This window comes from Streptomyces sp. NPDC033174 (assembly GCF_055577795.1).
In genome coordinates this window covers 345,288-359,825 of sequence record NZ_JBVIPQ010000005.1, presented here as the reverse complement: position 1 = coordinate 359,825, position 14,538 = coordinate 345,288, and the positions used below count along the sequence as shown (strand labels likewise).

The 14,538-nt window shown below is 72.6% G+C and carries 12 protein-coding genes; 7 read left to right on the top strand and 5 right to left on the bottom strand.

Annotated features, from left to right (window positions below; genetic code table 11):
• Nucleotides 1-45: 45 nt before the first annotated feature.
• On the bottom strand, nucleotides 46-1,152 hold the full coding sequence (gene rsgA, locus ACZ5VC_RS18425) for a ribosome small subunit-dependent GTPase A (protein WP_469121072.1): 1,107 nt from the start codon (nucleotides 1,150-1,152) through the stop codon (nucleotides 46-48).
• A gap of 430 nt (nucleotides 1,153-1,582) precedes the next feature.
• Between rsgA and ACZ5VC_RS18420 the strand changes: the two genes are divergently transcribed.
• The 3 genes from ACZ5VC_RS18420 (at nucleotide 1,583) to ACZ5VC_RS18410 (ending at nucleotide 7,621) form a co-directional block, all read left to right on the top strand.
• Nucleotides 1,583-3,259, top strand: a complete 1,677-nt coding sequence (locus ACZ5VC_RS18420; RefSeq protein WP_469121071.1) for a hypothetical protein — start codon at nucleotides 1,583-1,585, stop codon at nucleotides 3,257-3,259.
• A 261-nt stretch (nucleotides 3,260-3,520) separates the two neighbouring features.
• Nucleotides 3,521-5,269: a glycosyltransferase gene (locus ACZ5VC_RS18415; protein WP_469121070.1), complete on the top strand. Its 1,749-nt coding sequence runs from the start codon at nucleotides 3,521-3,523 to the stop codon at nucleotides 5,267-5,269.
• Between the two features lie 63 nt (nucleotides 5,270-5,332).
• Nucleotides 5,333-7,621: a peptidoglycan recognition protein family protein gene (locus ACZ5VC_RS18410; protein WP_469121069.1), complete on the top strand. Its 2,289-nt coding sequence runs from the start codon at nucleotides 5,333-5,335 to the stop codon at nucleotides 7,619-7,621.
• A 104-nt stretch (nucleotides 7,622-7,725) separates the two neighbouring features.
• On the opposite strand, the gene ACZ5VC_RS18405 is transcribed toward ACZ5VC_RS18410, so the two are convergent.
• A complete protein-coding gene (locus ACZ5VC_RS18405) occupies nucleotides 7,726-8,277 on the bottom strand; it encodes a DM13 domain-containing protein (RefSeq protein ID WP_469121068.1) in 552 nt (183 codons plus the stop codon).
• A gap of 133 nt (nucleotides 8,278-8,410) precedes the next feature.
• Here ACZ5VC_RS18405 and ACZ5VC_RS18400 point away from each other — a divergent pair, with 133 nt between their 5' ends.
• Nucleotides 8,411-8,857 carry a VOC family protein gene (locus ACZ5VC_RS18400; RefSeq protein ID WP_469121067.1) on the top strand — a complete coding sequence of 149 codons (447 nt, stop codon included), beginning with the start codon at nucleotides 8,411-8,413 and terminating at the stop codon, nucleotides 8,855-8,857.
• On the opposite strand, the gene ACZ5VC_RS18395 is transcribed toward ACZ5VC_RS18400, so the two are convergent.
• Together ACZ5VC_RS18395 and ACZ5VC_RS18390 are read right to left on the bottom strand one after the other, a co-directional pair.
• Nucleotides 8,797-9,528, bottom strand: a complete 732-nt coding sequence (locus ACZ5VC_RS18395) for a helix-turn-helix domain-containing protein (protein WP_469121066.1) — start codon at nucleotides 9,526-9,528, stop codon at nucleotides 8,797-8,799. The genes ACZ5VC_RS18400 and ACZ5VC_RS18395 overlap by 61 nt on opposite strands.
• A 24-nt stretch (nucleotides 9,529-9,552) precedes the next feature.
• The gene (locus ACZ5VC_RS18390) at nucleotides 9,553-10,686 is read right to left on the bottom strand and encodes a YihY/virulence factor BrkB family protein (RefSeq protein WP_468704143.1); all 1,134 of its coding nucleotides are present in this window, start codon (nucleotides 10,684-10,686) and stop codon (nucleotides 9,553-9,555) included.
• Nucleotides 10,687-10,703: 17 nt separating this feature from the next.
• On the opposite strand from ACZ5VC_RS18390, the gene ACZ5VC_RS18385 reads away from it, so the two are divergent.
• Both ACZ5VC_RS18385 and ACZ5VC_RS18380 read left to right on the top strand, forming a co-directional pair.
• Nucleotides 10,704-12,338, top strand: a complete 1,635-nt coding sequence (locus ACZ5VC_RS18385; protein WP_469121065.1) for an acyl-CoA dehydrogenase family protein — start codon at nucleotides 10,704-10,706, stop codon at nucleotides 12,336-12,338.
• Between the two features lie 317 nt (nucleotides 12,339-12,655).
• Nucleotides 12,656-13,942: a helix-turn-helix domain-containing protein gene (locus ACZ5VC_RS18380; RefSeq protein WP_469121064.1), complete on the top strand. Its 1,287-nt coding sequence runs from the start codon at nucleotides 12,656-12,658 to the stop codon at nucleotides 13,940-13,942.
• 46 nt (nucleotides 13,943-13,988) lie between these two features.
• Here ACZ5VC_RS18380 and ACZ5VC_RS18375 read toward each other — a convergent pair whose 3' ends face one another.
• Nucleotides 13,989-14,231: a hypothetical protein gene (locus tag ACZ5VC_RS18375; protein ID WP_469121063.1), complete on the bottom strand. Its 243-nt coding sequence runs from the start codon at nucleotides 14,229-14,231 to the stop codon at nucleotides 13,989-13,991.
• On the opposite strand from ACZ5VC_RS18375, the gene ACZ5VC_RS18370 reads away from it, so the two are divergent.
• Nucleotides 14,205-14,525 carry an MmyB family transcriptional regulator gene (locus ACZ5VC_RS18370; protein WP_469121062.1) on the top strand — a complete coding sequence of 107 codons (321 nt, stop codon included), beginning with the start codon at nucleotides 14,205-14,207 and terminating at the stop codon, nucleotides 14,523-14,525. The two genes, ACZ5VC_RS18375 and ACZ5VC_RS18370, sit on opposite strands and share 27 nt — an antisense overlap.
• Nucleotides 14,526-14,538: the final 13 nt, after the last annotated feature.

Genomic DNA, 14,538 nt, shown 5'->3' with positions numbered 1-14,538 from the left:
CGGGGGCCGGTCCGGCGGTTTTCGGACACCGCGCTGGGCGTGGGGCTACCGGACCCGGCCGCGCTTGGCCTGCAGCGCCGCCCGGCCCTCGGCGCCCTTGCGCTTCCAGTCCTTCAGGATCTCCGCGCGCAGCCGGGCGTCGGTCTTGGCGACGATGCGCTGGTTCTCCCGCAGCAGCTTGCGGTAGCTGTCCAGCCGCCGCTCGGGCAGCGTGCCGTCCTCCAGCGCGGCGAGCACGGCGCACCCGGGTTCGCTCCCGTGCGCGCAGTCGTGGAACCGGCAGTCCCGGGCCAGCTCCTCGATCTCGGAGAAGACCTGCCCCACGCCGCTCTCGGCGTCGTAGAGCCCGACGCCGCGCAGCCCGGGGGTGTCGATGAGCACGCCACCGCCGGGCAGGGTGAGCAGGTTGCGGGTGGTCGTGGTGTGCCGGCCCTTGCCGTCGACGTCCCGGGTGGCCCGCACCTCCATGACGTCCTCGCCGAGGAGGGCGTTGGCGAGGGTCGACTTCCCGGCGCCGGAGATCCCGAGCAGCACGCTCGTACCGTCGGAGACGATCGCGGAGAGCACCTCGATGCCCTCCCCGGTCGCGGAACTGACGGCCAGTACCTGGACGCCGGGCGCGGCGGACTCCACGTCCTGGACCAGGTGGGAGATCCCGGCCGGGTCGGGCACGAGGTCGGACTTGGTGAGCACGACGAGCGGCTGCGCGCCGGACTCCCAGGCGAGGGCGAGGAAGCGTTCGATCCGGCCGAGGTCCAGCTCGACGGCGAGCGAGACGGCGATGATCGCGTGGTCGACGTTGGCCGCGAGGATCTGCCCCTCGGACCGCTGGGACGAGGTGGACCGGACGAAGGCGGTCCGGCGCGGCAGATACGCCCGCGCGTAGCGGGGGTTGCCGTCGGTGTCGACGGCGGCCCAGTCACCGGTGCAGATGACCCGCAGCGGATCGTGCGGGGTGACGAACGCGGTGTCGGCACGGACGACACCGTCGGCGGTGACGACATCGCACTGGCCCCGGTCGACGCGTACGACCCGGCCCGGAACCAGTCCCCGGGAGGCGTACGGGGCGAACTCGGCCTCCCACGCTTCGTTCCAGCCGTACGGCGAGAGCGGGTGCGAGGACGTCGGAGCCTGAAACGAGAGGTTGGACAAGGGGTGACCCTTCACAAGGGTGGCCCCGGCACGAGCGCGTGACGCGCAGGCGTATGAGTGGGTGTCAGCCGGAGACCACGGGGGTGGGAACGATGAACTCCTGATCGCGGGCAGTGCCCGTCACCGTGACCGTCATCAATGTCCTCACCTCCTGGTTCCCTCTCCTTGCGCGCTGTTGCCGCGCGCGGACCGACAGGACGGGACCTTACTCCCGGCCCGGACGGCCCGCCAGCGATTTGTCGTGGCGGCCGCATGGGCGTCCATCGGGGCGGGCCGGTCCGGCTGTCCGTCGGGGCGTGCGGGTCCGCCATCGTGGTGGATTCGGCCACGAGCAGCGCAATGACCGGGTCTCTCCGCTGTCTTCACCCCTCACCTCGGCCGACGCTGGGCGCAGTCCGGCACACCCGAGGACCCGGGAAGGAATGCCTCCATGTGGGTCAGACCCCCCATCACCCGCCCCAGAACGGTGCTTGTCGCCGCCGGGGTGCTGCTTCTGACGGCCCATGCGGCCGGCTGGCCGCTGGCCGCCCCGTATGTCCCGTCGGCCGTGGCCGACGGTGCGGGCGCCCATTCCCTGGGCCTTTCGGTGACCATCAACACGCGGCCCGGGCGGGAGGCCGAACGCACCGGTATCCGTGTCGGAGACCCCGTCATCAGGCGCTATGTCCTCACCAACCGCTCCGGCGCGGACCTCCAGCGCGTCACCGTGAACGACCCCGCCGTGCCCGGCGGGGTCGTATGCCCCGGCGGGCGAAGCTTCACCATTCGCGGACTGTCCACCGTCACCTGCACCGCGCGGACCGCGGCGGCGCCGGGCCCGCACACGGCCACCGTCCACGCGTGGGGCGAGATCCCCTCCATCGGGGTACGGCCGCAGGCCTCCGCCGTCGCCGGGTACCGCGGGGTCGGCGGAGCGCTGCGGCTCGGTGTGTCGGTGCGTGCGCTCACCCGGTCGTCCGCAGTCGTCCAGTACGTCATCAGCAACCCGGGCAACCGGACCGTGTACGACATCCGGCTCACCGACCCGGTGCTCCGGCCGTCGCAGATCGTCTGCGGCGGCCGTCCGGGGAATCCTCCGGAGGTACGGGCGGGGGCCACCGCGGTCTGCGTCGCGCGCGTCGACGGGCTGCGGCCGGGTGAGTACCGCAGCGTGCCGGAAGTGCGGGGCAACGACCAGGTCACCACCCTCGGGCCGGCGGGGGCGGGGGTCACCGCGCCGAGTCTGCCGGCCCGTGCGACCACCCGCTTCACGGTGGGACCGGCGCCGCGTGCGGGTCTCCCGGGCGCTGGGGGCACCGCCCCGGGCGCTCCCGCGGTGCCCGGGGCCGCCGGGGCTCCGGGGGCGGCGGCGCTCGTCCCCGGCGCGTTGGTGCGCGCCGGCGCGGTGCCTCCTCCGCGGGCGCTCGTTCCCCCCGGCCCGCTCGCCCCTCCCGGACTTCTCCCGGCGCCCGGCACGGCTGCTCCCGGCGCGGGCGTTCCCGCGGCGCCCGGAGCCGTGGCGCCACCCGGAGCCGCCGCCGCGCCCGTTGCCGGTGCGGGGGCGGCGCCGGGTGCCCCACCGTTCTCCTCGCTGCTCACCGCCCCCGGGGTGGCTCTTCCCCCGGGCGTCCTCGGTCCTGTCGCCCCCGGAGCGGTTCCTCCGGGCTCGGCCGGAAACGCGGCGGGCACGGGGCCGGGTGCGGGTGCGGGTGGTGCGGGTGCGGGTGGTGCGGGTCCGGGTGCGGGTGCGGGTGCGTCGGACGATGCCGCCGCGGCAGCACCGTTCGCCGCGCTGGCCCTGGAGAGTCTGGCGCTTCCCACGCTGCCGCTCACGGGCGCCGACGCTCCCGCCACGCCCCGGAACGAGGCCGCCGGCCGGGCCCCTGGCGAGATCACTCCCGACGGGCAGGCACGGGACCGGCAGGCGCGGGACGCGGGTGGCGCGCCGCGGCCGGGTAACGCGCGTGCCGGGGAACCCCCGGCCGCCGAGGACGCCAGTCCGCGTCTCGTGCCCGTGCGCTCGGGCGGCACCCCCCGGCGCGAGGGACCGTTCACCGTCGTCGCCTTCATGCTCCTGCTCCTCATTCCGGCGGGGGTGGTGGCCGCCGTGGCATCACGCCGATCGTGACGGGAGGACCGGCCGCACCACCGGCCGGCCGCCCGGCGAGAGGACCCACCGAGGGAACGTCATGAAGCACGTGGTCGCGGGCGATGGTTGCCCGGCGCCTCGGGTCGCGCCCCCTCGCTCGCCTTCGCACGCCCCCCGTGCAACGGACCGAGAAGCAAGCCCCCGCCCGGGCGGGCGGGCCTCGGAAAAGCCGGTGCAATGCGGGCGGTCCCATAGAATCCCGATCAAGCGTTCCCCTGAAAAGCATCCGAAGGATCAGCGATGAGCACGCCGTTCTTCAGCACCGCCCCCGCAGCGGCTCCCGACGTGTCGGTGATCGTCGCGGTCTACAACGCCATGCCGTATCTGACCGAGTGCCTGGACTCGATCGTCAAACAGACGATCGGGATCGAACGCATGGAAGTCATAGCCGTCGACGACGGCTCCACCGACGGAAGCGGCGCCGAGCTGGACCGGTACGCCGCCGCCTTCCCGCAGATCCGGGTGCTCCACCAGCCCAACTCCGGCGGGCCGAGCGGCCCGCGGAACCGGGCGCTGGACCTCGCCAGGGGGCGCTTCACCTTCGTCGTGGACGCGGACGACTACCTCGGCCTGGAGACCCTGGAGCGTCTGGTGGCCATGGCGGACGCGCAGGAGAGCGACATCGTGCTCGCCAAGCTGGTGGGCCTCGGCCGCGCGGTCGCCGACAAGGCCCACAAGCACGCCGAGCGCGCCGATCTCTACCGCTCGGAGATCTACCGCTCCCTGCACAGCGCCAAGCTGATGCGCCGCGAGATGATCGAGTCGGCCCGCATCCGCTACCCCGAGGACCTGTGGTTCGGCGAGGACCAGCTCTTCGTCACCGAGGCGTACCTGGCCGCCCGCACCATCTCCGTCGTCGGCGACTACGACGGCTACTACCTGCGCCGGCGCGAGGACGGCGGCAACATCACGGCGCGGCCCCGGACCGCCAACGAGACCGTCCAGCACATCGAGCGTGTGATGCGGATGGTCTCCGACCGCGTCACCGACCCGGTCGGCCGTCGCCGGATGCTCGGCCGCCACATCCGCAACCTGCTCGGCAAGGCGATCCTCCCGGCCGTCCGGGTACGGGCGAGCGATCCCGCGTACGCGTGGGAGGTGCTGGAGCGCAGCCGCGCCCTGTGCGCGACGTACTTCACCGACGACATGGTCAAGGAGCTCTCGCAGCTCGCCTGGATCCAGCTGTACACCTTCCTGTACGGGAACGAGGAGGCGCTCGACGAGCTGGCGCACTACACCCCCGTCCCCGGGCAGCCGGCCCCGATCGTCAATGACAACGGCCGCCTGTACCGCGCCTACCCGCTGTTCCGCGACCCCCGCGGGGGCCTGCCGGACGAGCTGTACGACATCACGGACACCGTCCGTACGCCGCAGCGGCTCCAGACCCTGGAGTGGCGCGACTCCCGGCTGCGGATCTCCGGCTACGCGTACATCGACGTGCTGCCGACGACACGGATGACGACCGAGTTCGTCCTGCGCAGGCGACAGACGCAGACGGAGGTACGGGTCCCGGTGACGGTCAGGGCCACGCCGTCGCTGGGCGCGCCCGCCGGGTCGTCGGCGCCGGACCACTCCATGGCCGGGTTCGACCTCGACCTGGACCTGAACACGATCGACCGGGGACAGCCTCTCCCCCACGGCACCTGGGACTTCTTCCTGCACCTCCAGGCCGACGGTGTCTCACGGAACATCCGCTTCGGGCGGGCGCTGGCCAAGGGCGTGGACAAGACGGCGCGCAGGCCGGTCGTCTTCGGGTCGATCCCGGGGACCGACCTGGAGCGGACCGCGGTGGTGTACTTCACGGACAAATGGAACAACATCAGTCTGGAAGTGGAGGAGCGGCGCGTCTTCTCCGCGCCTCCCACACCCGGCCCGCCGAGCCGAATCGACGTGCGGGTGCCGGAGCAGATGGGAGCGGATCCGGGCATAACGCCGGGCGGGCCCCTGGATCTTCAGCCCCCCGCGTTCCCCGGGCCCTGGCCACGCTGAACCCTGCTGTAGATTCCCCGCCGAAGGACCGCCGGGGGAGTGACACAGCAAGGGGTGGGCCGCATGAAGCGGCGTCGCGTGTGGGGCACGGCCGTGGCCGTGATCGCCGGATTGACCGGCGTACTCGTTTTCGAGGGAGTGACCGGGCAGCCGGGCGGGTCGAGCGGCGCGTCCGGGCCCGGTCCGATTCCGGTGGACACCCGGACCGTCGCGCTGAGCACCGGCGACGGCGGGCGCAGCGCGTCCCTGAAGCAGCAGGACACCGAGCCGTTCAGCATGCTGGGTGTGACCTGGACCGATCCTTCGGCGAGGGTCCCCGGCAGGATCGAGGCGCGGACGCGGGCCAGCGGCTCGGGGACGTGGTCGCGCTGGCTGCGGCTCGACGGCGACAGCGGGCAGGGCGAGAGCTCCGCGCGCCGGGGCGGCACCGAACCCGCCTGGGTCGGTGCCTCCGACGGCGTGGAGGTACGCGTCGTCTCCGGCGCGAAGGCCTCCTCCGTCCTTCCGGCCGGACTCCGCCTCGACATGATCGACCCGGGCAAGGGCGGATCCGGAGCCATGGAGCCGGCGGCGTTCGCCGCCGAGACGGGCGAGCCCACCACCGAACCGGCCACCACCGAGCCCGCGCCGACGGAGTCCATACCCGGGGAGCCCACCACGGCGCCCGCCACCACCGAGCCCGCGCCGACGGAGTCCGTAACCGGGGAACCCACGACGGTCCCCGCCACCACGGAGCCCGCGCCGAGCACGTCCACCACCTCCTCGGCGCCGCCCTCGGCCACCGTGTCGCCCACCCCGACCGCGACCGGCCCCACCGCCCCGCCGTCCACGGCTCCGCGTCCGGCGATCACCTCCCGGGCGGGCTGGGGAGCGGACGAGACGATCAGCCCCGAGGAGCCCGGCTATCTGCCGGGCGAGAAGATCAAGGCGGTCGTGGTGCACCACACCGCCGAGTCGAACAGCTACACCTGTGAGCAGGCGCCGAGCGTGGTCCGGGGCATCTACGCCTACCACGTCAAGCAGTTGGGCTGGAAGGACATCGGCTACAACTTCCTCGTCGACAAGTGCGGCACGGTCTACGAGGGCCGCAAGGGCGGCGTCGACAAGCCCGTGCAGGGCGCACACGCCTACGGCTTCAACTCCGAGACGACCGGTATCTCGGTCCTCGGCACCTACACCGACACCGCGCCCCCGCAGGCCGCGATGATCTCGGTGGCCCGGGTGGCCGCGTGGAAGCTCGGCCAGTACGGCGTGAGCCCCACCGGCACGGCGACCCTCACCGCGGGCGACGCGGGCACCAACTACTTCGGCAAGTCGTGGGCCAAGGGCGCGCAGCTGGCGTTCCCGGTCATCCACGGCCACCGCGACGGCTACAACACCCAGTGCCCGGGCAACGCGTTGTACGCGCAGCTCGCGACGCTCCGGTCGTGGGCGGCGGGCCCGGTCACCGGCCTGGCCGTCTCGTCGGTCACCGGGGCGACGGCCTCCGGGACGGCGTCCTACACGCGTGGTCCGGTCACCGTGAACTGGCGGGCGACCACCCCGGCCGTGTTCATCAAGCGCAACGAGCTCCTGGTCGACGGGCAGATCGTCGCGACCGTCGCGGGCTCGGCGACCTCCGCGCCGGCCACGATCGCCGCGGGCAGCCACACGGTCCAGGTGCGTGCCGTCCACCAGACGGGCAGGGCGGCGACGAGCGCGGCCGTCACCGTGATCGGCGACGTCACGGCGCCCGTGTTCACGACGCGGCCCCAACTGTCGCTGAGGACCGGCACGGTGAACGCCTCGGCGGTTCCGCTGACGCTGGCGTGGAAGGCGACCGACTCGGGCGTGCTGCGCGATGTGCGGCTGACCGCTCCGACGGCCAAGACGTACGGGCCGACGGTCACCTCGGCGGTGCACACGGCTCCGTACGCGACGGCCACGACCTGGTCCCTGTCGGCGTACGACGTGGCGGGCAACCGGGGCGCGGCCTCGGTCACCGCGACGCCGACGATCCTCCAGGAGAGCGCGGCCGTGAAGTCGGGCGTGTGGGCCACGAAGACGTCCAGCAGCTACTTCGGCGGCAGGTCCTACTCCAGCGCCGCCAGGAACGCGTCGCTGAGCTGGACGGTCACCAGCCGCTCGGTCGCGCTGATCGTCTCCCGCGCCTCGACGTCGGGCCAGGCCTATGTGTACGTCGACGGCGTGAAGGCGGCCACGGTCGACCTCAGGTCGACCACCACCCTCTACCGGAACGCGATCTGGACCAAGACCTGGGCCACGAGCGCCTCACACACGGTGAAGCTCGTCGTGGTGGGCACGTCGGGCCGCCCGACGATCACGACGGACGGGCTGTTCTACCTCAAGTAGCGATCGGACAGCACGAGCCGAGGAGCCCCGCACCGGTACGCCGGTGCGGGGCTCCGTGCCGAGTCCATTGGCCGTACCTTGCCCCGCCTTGCAGCGCGCTGCCCTCAGGCTGGCTTGAGGGCCGCCGCGCCGAACGAGACATCGAAGCGGTCGCACCAAATGCTGACACTGGAGTACTGGTTCAGGTCCAGCCCCGCCGGCAGCGCGTAGTTCTGGTCACCCTTGTTGCCCTTCAACTTCCCGAGGCTGACGTGCTTTCCGTCGTCGAAGACGTGCCAGCCGTCCTTCCCTTCCCGCACGGGCGCGTCGGTGATCCACACGCGCAGGTCCGGCCCGTTGCTGGTGTCCAGGTTCTCCAGACGAAGGGTCCGGCTGCCGTCGGGCAGCCGCAGGACGCGCACGGTGCCGGTCGTCCTGTGCTCATGGCTGATGAGGGTGCCCGTGGCGAGCGTGCCGGCGGCCTGGGGCGCGGTGGCCCCGGGGGTGGCCGGGGCCGAGGTGGCGGGGACCGGTGACGGCAGGCTCTCCCGTACGGTCTCGTCCGTCCAGAGCTTCCAGGGCTGGAACCAGAAGAGGCCGAAGCCGGCCGCCACCACCGCGAGCGCGAGGGCGCCGATCACGACAGGCCTGGTCAGCAGGTGTCCTACGCGGTTCATCACGGCCTCCTGGTGCGGGGAACTCCTTGTGTCCATTCAACGGTGATCACCACCTGGTGGAGTCCCCCCGGCCGATGACGAAAGTCTTACGGCGAGGGCGCGGCGACAGCGACAGCGACAGCGACGCCAAAGGATGTCCGATTCCTCCAAGACCGGCGCCCGCGGGCCTCCTACGCTCGGCGGCATGACCACTCCACGACTCGATGTGATCGGCCTCGTCGTCTCCGACATGGCCGCCTCGCTCGCCTTCTACCGGCGGCTCGGCCTCGACGTCCCCGCCGACGCCGACACCGCCCCGCACGTCGAAGCCCCGCTGCCCGGCGGCCTGCGGATCGCCTGGGACACGGAGGAGGTCGTCCGCTCCTTCGACCCGGCGTGGACCAGGCCCCGGGGCGGCGACCGGATGGGGCTCGCGTTCCTGTGCGCGAGCCCGCAGGAGGTGGACAGGATGTACGACTGGCTGGTCGCGTCCGGCGCGACCGGCCATCTGAAGCCCTGGGACGCCGTGTGGGGGCAGCGCTACGCGGTGGTGCTCGACCCCGACGGCTGCGGCGTCTCGCTCTTCGCCAACGCCACGTAGGCGCCGAGCGTGGTCCCGGCCAGGGCGCGCGTCTCGCGGGCCAGGTGCGCCTGGTCGGCGCAGCCCGCGGCGAGGGCGGCCTCGGCGTGGGGCACGCCCGCGCGGACGAGGGCCAGCGCCCGCTGCAGCCGCAGGATGCGGGCCAGCGTCTTGGGGCCGTAGCCGAAGGCGTCCAGCGACCTGCGGTGCAGTTGCCGGGCGCCGAGCCCCACCGCCTCGGCGGTGGCGGCGACCCCGGCACCCGCGTTCAGCAGCTCGACGACGGCCCGCGGCAGCGGGTCGGGCGGCGGCGCGGCGCTCGCCCCGGCCAGGGCCACCTCCTCCAGGGCAGCCGCCGGGTCGGGGGCCTCCCCGACCCGCTCGGCGAGCCGCCGCACCCGCGCCCCGGGCCACAGCTCCTCCAGGGCGACCCGGCGGTCGCGCAGCTCGTGGGCCGGTACGCCGAGCACGGCGGGCGCGCTTCCGGGCGCGAAGCGCACCCCGGCATAGGGGAAACCCGATTCCTCCGGGACGAACGCCCTGGTGTCGGGCCCGGCGACGAACAGCCGGCCACCGCACCACAGCAGATCCATGCAACCGTCGGGCAGGACCGGGTACACCGCGGCGCCCCGTACCGCGCCGCGCGTCCACACGATGGCGCCGTCCAGCCGGGAAGGGCGTTCCTCGTACATCTCTCCGAGCGTAGGCGCCCGGCGTCAGGAACGCTGTTCCCGGTCGCGGTCCTTCTCGCGGACCGTGTGCAGCCGGGACTTCACGTCGTCCGGCGGCAGGAAGCGGGACCACCGCTCGGGGAACTCCGACGGCATGTCCGGGTCGTCGTCGTCCAGGTCCTCCACCGCCGCCTTGGCCCGGGCCACCAGCTCCGCCGCCTGGACCGCGCGGGCCCGTTCGTTGGCCTCGCGGGCGGCGGCGGTGGCGACCGACGGCCAGACGCGGTCGATCGCCGCGTTCACCGCCGCGCCCACCAGCACGGCGAACGCGGAGATGCCGATCCACAGCAGGACCGCGATCGGGGCGGCCAGCGACCCGTAGATCGTCGGGCCCTCGACCGTACTGGTCAGATAGATCCGCAGCAGGAAGCTGCCGAGGACCCACATCGCGAGCGCCACCAGCGCGCCCGGGACGTCCTCCACCCACGGCGAGCGGACCGGGACGGACACGTGGTAGAGCGTGGTGAGGAAGGCGATGGAGAGCAGGATCACCACCGGCCAGTACAGGACGGCGACGACCTCGGTGCCCCAGGGGATCAGCTCCACCACCCGGTCCGGTCCGACCACCGCCAGCGGGAGCACGACCGCGCCGATGAGCAGGGCGATGATGTAGAGCAGGAAGGCCAGCAGCCGCGTCTTGACGATGCCCCGGTGGCCGTCGAGGCCGTACATCACGGTGATGGTGTCGATGAAGACGTTCACCGCCCGCGAGCCGGACCACAGGGCGATGGCGAAGCCGATGGAGATGAGATCGGGCCGCTTGCCGTGGGTGACGTCCTCGAGGAGCGGCCGGGCGATGTCGCGCACGCCCCGGTCGGACAGGACCGTTCCGGCGGCGTTGAGGATGTTCTCCTCGATGCTGGCGACGGTGTTGGTGCTGGTCCAGTCGTCGACGTAGCCGAGGAGCGCGATCAGGCCCAGCAGCAGGGGCGGCAGGGACAGGAGCGTGAAGAAGGCCGCCTCCGCCGCGAGACCGAGAATGCGGTACTCGATGCACGAGTTGACGGTGTCCTTCAGAAGCAGCCAGACCATCTTCCGCTTCGAGACGTTGCGGTAGAGGACTCGTGCCCGGTGGAGTCTGCCCGGGGGCCGCTCGGGTGTTTCATTTGCTGCCTGCACCTCCTTACCGTATCGGCATGGCAGCCACCACCCACACAGTGACCAACCAGGCTCCACCCCTGGTGGGGTACGACGTTTTCACCTCCGACCGGGCGCTCACCGAGGCGGTGGAGCGGCATCTCGCGCCCGAACTGCTCCCCACCGCCCGCGGGGAGCTCGAAGAACTGGGCCGCGTGGCGGGGTCCGCGCAGGCCCAGGAGTGGGGTGTTCTCGCGAACGAGAACCCTCCGAAGCTCCGCACCCACGACCGGTACGGGAACCGGATCGACGAAGTGGACTTCCATCCGTCCTGGCACCGGCTCCTCGGCCGCGGCGTCGCCTCCGGTCTGACCAACGCCTGGGGCCGGCCCGGTGGTCATGTGCGACGCGCCGCGGGATTCCTCGTCTGGACGCAGGCGGAGGCCGGCCACGGCTGTCCGCTGTCGATGACGCACGCCGCGGTGCCCGCGCTGCGGACCGATCCGGAGCTCGCCGCCGAGTGGGAGCCGCGGCTCACCTCCCAGGTCTACGAGGAGGGGCTGCGGCCGGCCGGTGAGAAGGCCGGTGTGCTCTTCGGAATGGGCATGACGGAGAAGCAGGGCGGCAGTGACGTACGGACGAACACGACGCACGCGAAGCCGCTGGACGCGGCCGGGGAGTACGTCCTTACCGGCCACAAGTGGTTCTGTTCGGCGCCCATGAGCGACGCCTTCCTGGTCCTCGCCCAGGCGCCCGGGGGGCTGACGTGCTTCCTGGTGCCGAGGGTCCTGGAGGACGGAACGCGCAATGTGTTCCGCATCCAGCGGCTCAAGGACAAGCTGGGCAACCGGTCCAACGCGTCGAGCGAGGTCGAGTTCGACGGGACCTGGGCGCGCCGGGTCGGCGAGGAGGGGCGCGGGGTGCGCACCATCATCGAGATGGTGGCGGCGACGCGTCTCGACTGCGTCATCGGGTCGTCGGCGCTGATGCGGCAGTCGGTGGCCCAGGCGGTGCACCACGCCGCGTACCGCAGCGCGTTCGGTGGCGTACTGATCGAGAAGCCGCTGATGCGCAATGTCCTGGCGGATCTGGCGATCGAATCGGAGGCGGCGACGGCCCTGACGTTCCGTCTGGCGGCCGCGTACGACTCCGGGACGGAGCAGGAGCGGGCGTTCCTGCGGCTCGCGGTGCCGACGGCCAAGTACTGGGTGACGAAGCGGTGCACGCCGGTCGCGGCCGAGGCGCTCGAGTGCCTGGGCGGCAACGGCTATGTGGAGGAGTCCGGGATGCCGCGGCTGCTGCGCGAGGCGCCGCTCAACTCGATCTGGGAGGGGTCGGGGAACGTCCAGGCACTGGACGTTCTGCGGGCGTTGCAGAAGGAGCCGGAGTCGTTGAACGCCTTCCTCCAGGAGGTCGGGACGGCACGCGGGGCGGACCACCGGCTGGACGGCGCGATCAAGGGGCTGCTGACCGAACTCGCCGATCTGGACGGCATCGAGGCCCGTGCGCGGCGGCTCGTCGAGCGGATGGCGCTGGTGCTCCAGGGCTCGCTGCTGGTGCGGTGGGCTCCGCCGGAGGTGGCGGACGCGTTCTGCGCGTCGCGCCTGGGCGGCGACTGGGGCGGGGCGTTCGGGACGCTGCCGCACACGCTCGACCTGGGGTCGGTGGTGGAGCGGGCACGGGCCGAGGTCTGAGCCCAAAAGCCCTCGTGGACCGGTGCGCGGAGAACTGAGCCGCGCGCACCGGGACATGCGGAGGGGACTGATGCGCGCGGATGGGCCGAGGGTGGTGCTGCGCCGACACGGCACCACCCTCCGCTTGATGCAACTTTCATGTATGCGGCGAATGTCTGCCAGAGTTGCAAACGGTTGCAGGATTGCGCGAACCGGCCCTCGGCATGGGGGCCCGAGCGGCACGATGGGGGACGAACACGCCAGAATGCCGTTCTGCGCGCCGGGCCACGAACCCATGCTCGCGCAGAACCGATCCAGCATGTGGCTGAGGGGACCCGATGAAGAACACCGCGCTCGACATGACCCGTCTGGCCTCCATGGACGCGGCCCAGGCCGCGCGGCTGCTGCACCGGGTGCGGGAGGAGACACTGGCCGGCCGGCGTCCGCCGATCGCTCCCCGGCCGGTGATCGACGCGTCGTGGCGGCGGATGTTCCGGATCGGTCTGGATCCCGACCAGTCCACGCGCAGCGTGCTGTTGGAGCGCGACGAGCTGGAGCACCGGCGGCGGACGACCGCGCTCGGCGAACTGATGCGGACGCTCAGCTCGGGTCTCGCGGGGATCGCCGACGCGTCGATGCAGATCATGGTCGTCACCGACGACCAGGGCCGGGTGCTGTGGCGGCAGGGCAACCACAGTGTGATCCGGCAGGCCGACGGCATCTGTCTGGAGGAGGGCGCGGCCTGGACCGAGGGAGCCACGGGGACGAACGCGGTCGGTACGGCGCTGGCCGCGCGCCGGGCGGTACAGGTCCACTCGGCCGAGCACTTCGTGCACACGCTGCACAACTGGACGTGCGCGGCGGCCCCGGTCCACGACCCGCGCGACCAGCGGCTGCTCGGGATCGTCGATGTGAGCGGGCCGGCGTCCTCCTTCCACCCGGCGACGCTGGCCCTGGTCGGTTCGGTGGCGCAGCTGGCCGAGGCGGAGCTGCGCGACCGGCATCTGCGCTCCATCGAGCGGCTGCGCTCGGTGGCCGCGCCGATCCTGTGCCGGGTGGGCGGGCGGGCGATCGCGGTCGACGTCCATGGGTGGACGGCGGCGGTGACCGGGATGCCGTCGGTGGACCGGGTGCCGCTGGGAAAGTCGTTCCGGCCGGGACGCGTGTGGCTTCCCTCGCTCGGCATGTGCGCGGTGGAACCTCTGCCCGGCGGCTGGCTGCTGCGCGTGGAGGAGGCTCGGCCGGCGGCGGACGTGGCGAGCCGTGTGGTCCTGGATCTCAGCCGGCCCCGCCGCTGGTCGGTCGCGGTGACCGGGGCGGCGGGGAGCTGGACGCAGGAGCTGAGCCCCCGCCATGCCGAACTGCTCTACGTACTGGCGACGCACCCCGAGGGGCGCAGCGCGGCGGACCTCGCGGAGGACGTCTTCGGCGACCGGACGCGTACGGTGACCGTGCGCGCCGAGATGTCACGTGTGAGACGGAATCTCGCGGGTGTCCTCGCCCACCGCCCGTACCGCTTCAGCGAGGAGGTCGAGGTGGAGCTGGTGACCCCCGCCGCTCGTGAGGACCTGCTCCCCCACTCGACGGCCCCGGCGGTTCTCGCCTCCCGTACGGACGTCCTCTGAAGCCGTACGGACGTCCTCTGAAGCGCGGGGCCGGCATTCCGAGCCGTCAGCTCTCGATGAACTGGTAGTCCTCCTTGATCAGGCCGTGCTCGTCCAGGACGACGAACTCCAGGCCTCGCCCGCCGGCCTCCCCGGTGCCGGTGAGCACGGCCTCCCGGTGGAACGTGATCACGTGGCCGAGGCGTTCGGCGTCCTTGCCCGCGCGGAAGGTCGTCGTGCCCGGGGCGACGAAGTCCTGCCCCGGGGCATGGCGCCCCGGATCGTGAACCTCGACACGTGGGCCTGGCACATCCTCGACGGTATGCGGGAGGAGGCGGTCCGCAATCCGGACGGGCGGCTGCGGGCGCTGGTGGCAGAGCTCGCGGCGCTCCGACCGGACCGGCCGCGCCGGCCGGGCTCGGACCATGTCGGTTTCGCCGTGCCGCTGCGGCTGCGCACGGCCGGTGGTGAGCTGCGGCTGCTGGCGACGCTCACCCACTTCGGGACGGCGGTGGACGTCACGGTCGCCGAGCTGAAGCTGGAGGCGTTCCTGCCGGCGGACGCGCAGAGCGCCGCCCTGCTCACGGGACCGGGGCCGGCTTAGGAAAACGTCCGGC

Excerpts from the sequence above, each read along its gene's own strand:
- ACZ5VC_RS18405 (WP_469121068.1), bottom strand. The coding sequence starts at position 8,277 with ATGAACCGCGTAGGACACCTGCTGACCAGGCCTGTCGTGATCGGCGCC.
- ACZ5VC_RS18385 (WP_469121065.1), top strand. The coding sequence starts at position 10,704 with ATGGCAGCCACCACCCACACAGTGACCAACCAGGCTCCACCCCTGGTG.
- ACZ5VC_RS18380 (WP_469121064.1), top strand. The coding sequence starts at position 12,656 with ATGAAGAACACCGCGCTCGACATGACCCGTCTGGCCTCCATGGACGCG.
- ACZ5VC_RS18400 (WP_469121067.1), top strand. The coding sequence starts at position 8,411 with ATGTCCGATTCCTCCAAGACCGGCGCCCGCGGGCCTCCTACGCTCGGC.
- ACZ5VC_RS18415 (WP_469121070.1), top strand. The coding sequence starts at position 3,521 with ATGAGCACGCCGTTCTTCAGCACCGCCCCCGCAGCGGCTCCCGACGTG.
- ACZ5VC_RS18410 (WP_469121069.1), top strand. The coding sequence starts at position 5,333 with ATGAAGCGGCGTCGCGTGTGGGGCACGGCCGTGGCCGTGATCGCCGGA.
- ACZ5VC_RS18395 (WP_469121066.1), bottom strand. The coding sequence starts at position 9,528 with ATGTACGAGGAACGCCCTTCCCGGCTGGACGGCGCCATCGTGTGGACG.
- ACZ5VC_RS18420 (WP_469121071.1), top strand. The coding sequence starts at position 1,583 with ATGTGGGTCAGACCCCCCATCACCCGCCCCAGAACGGTGCTTGTCGCC.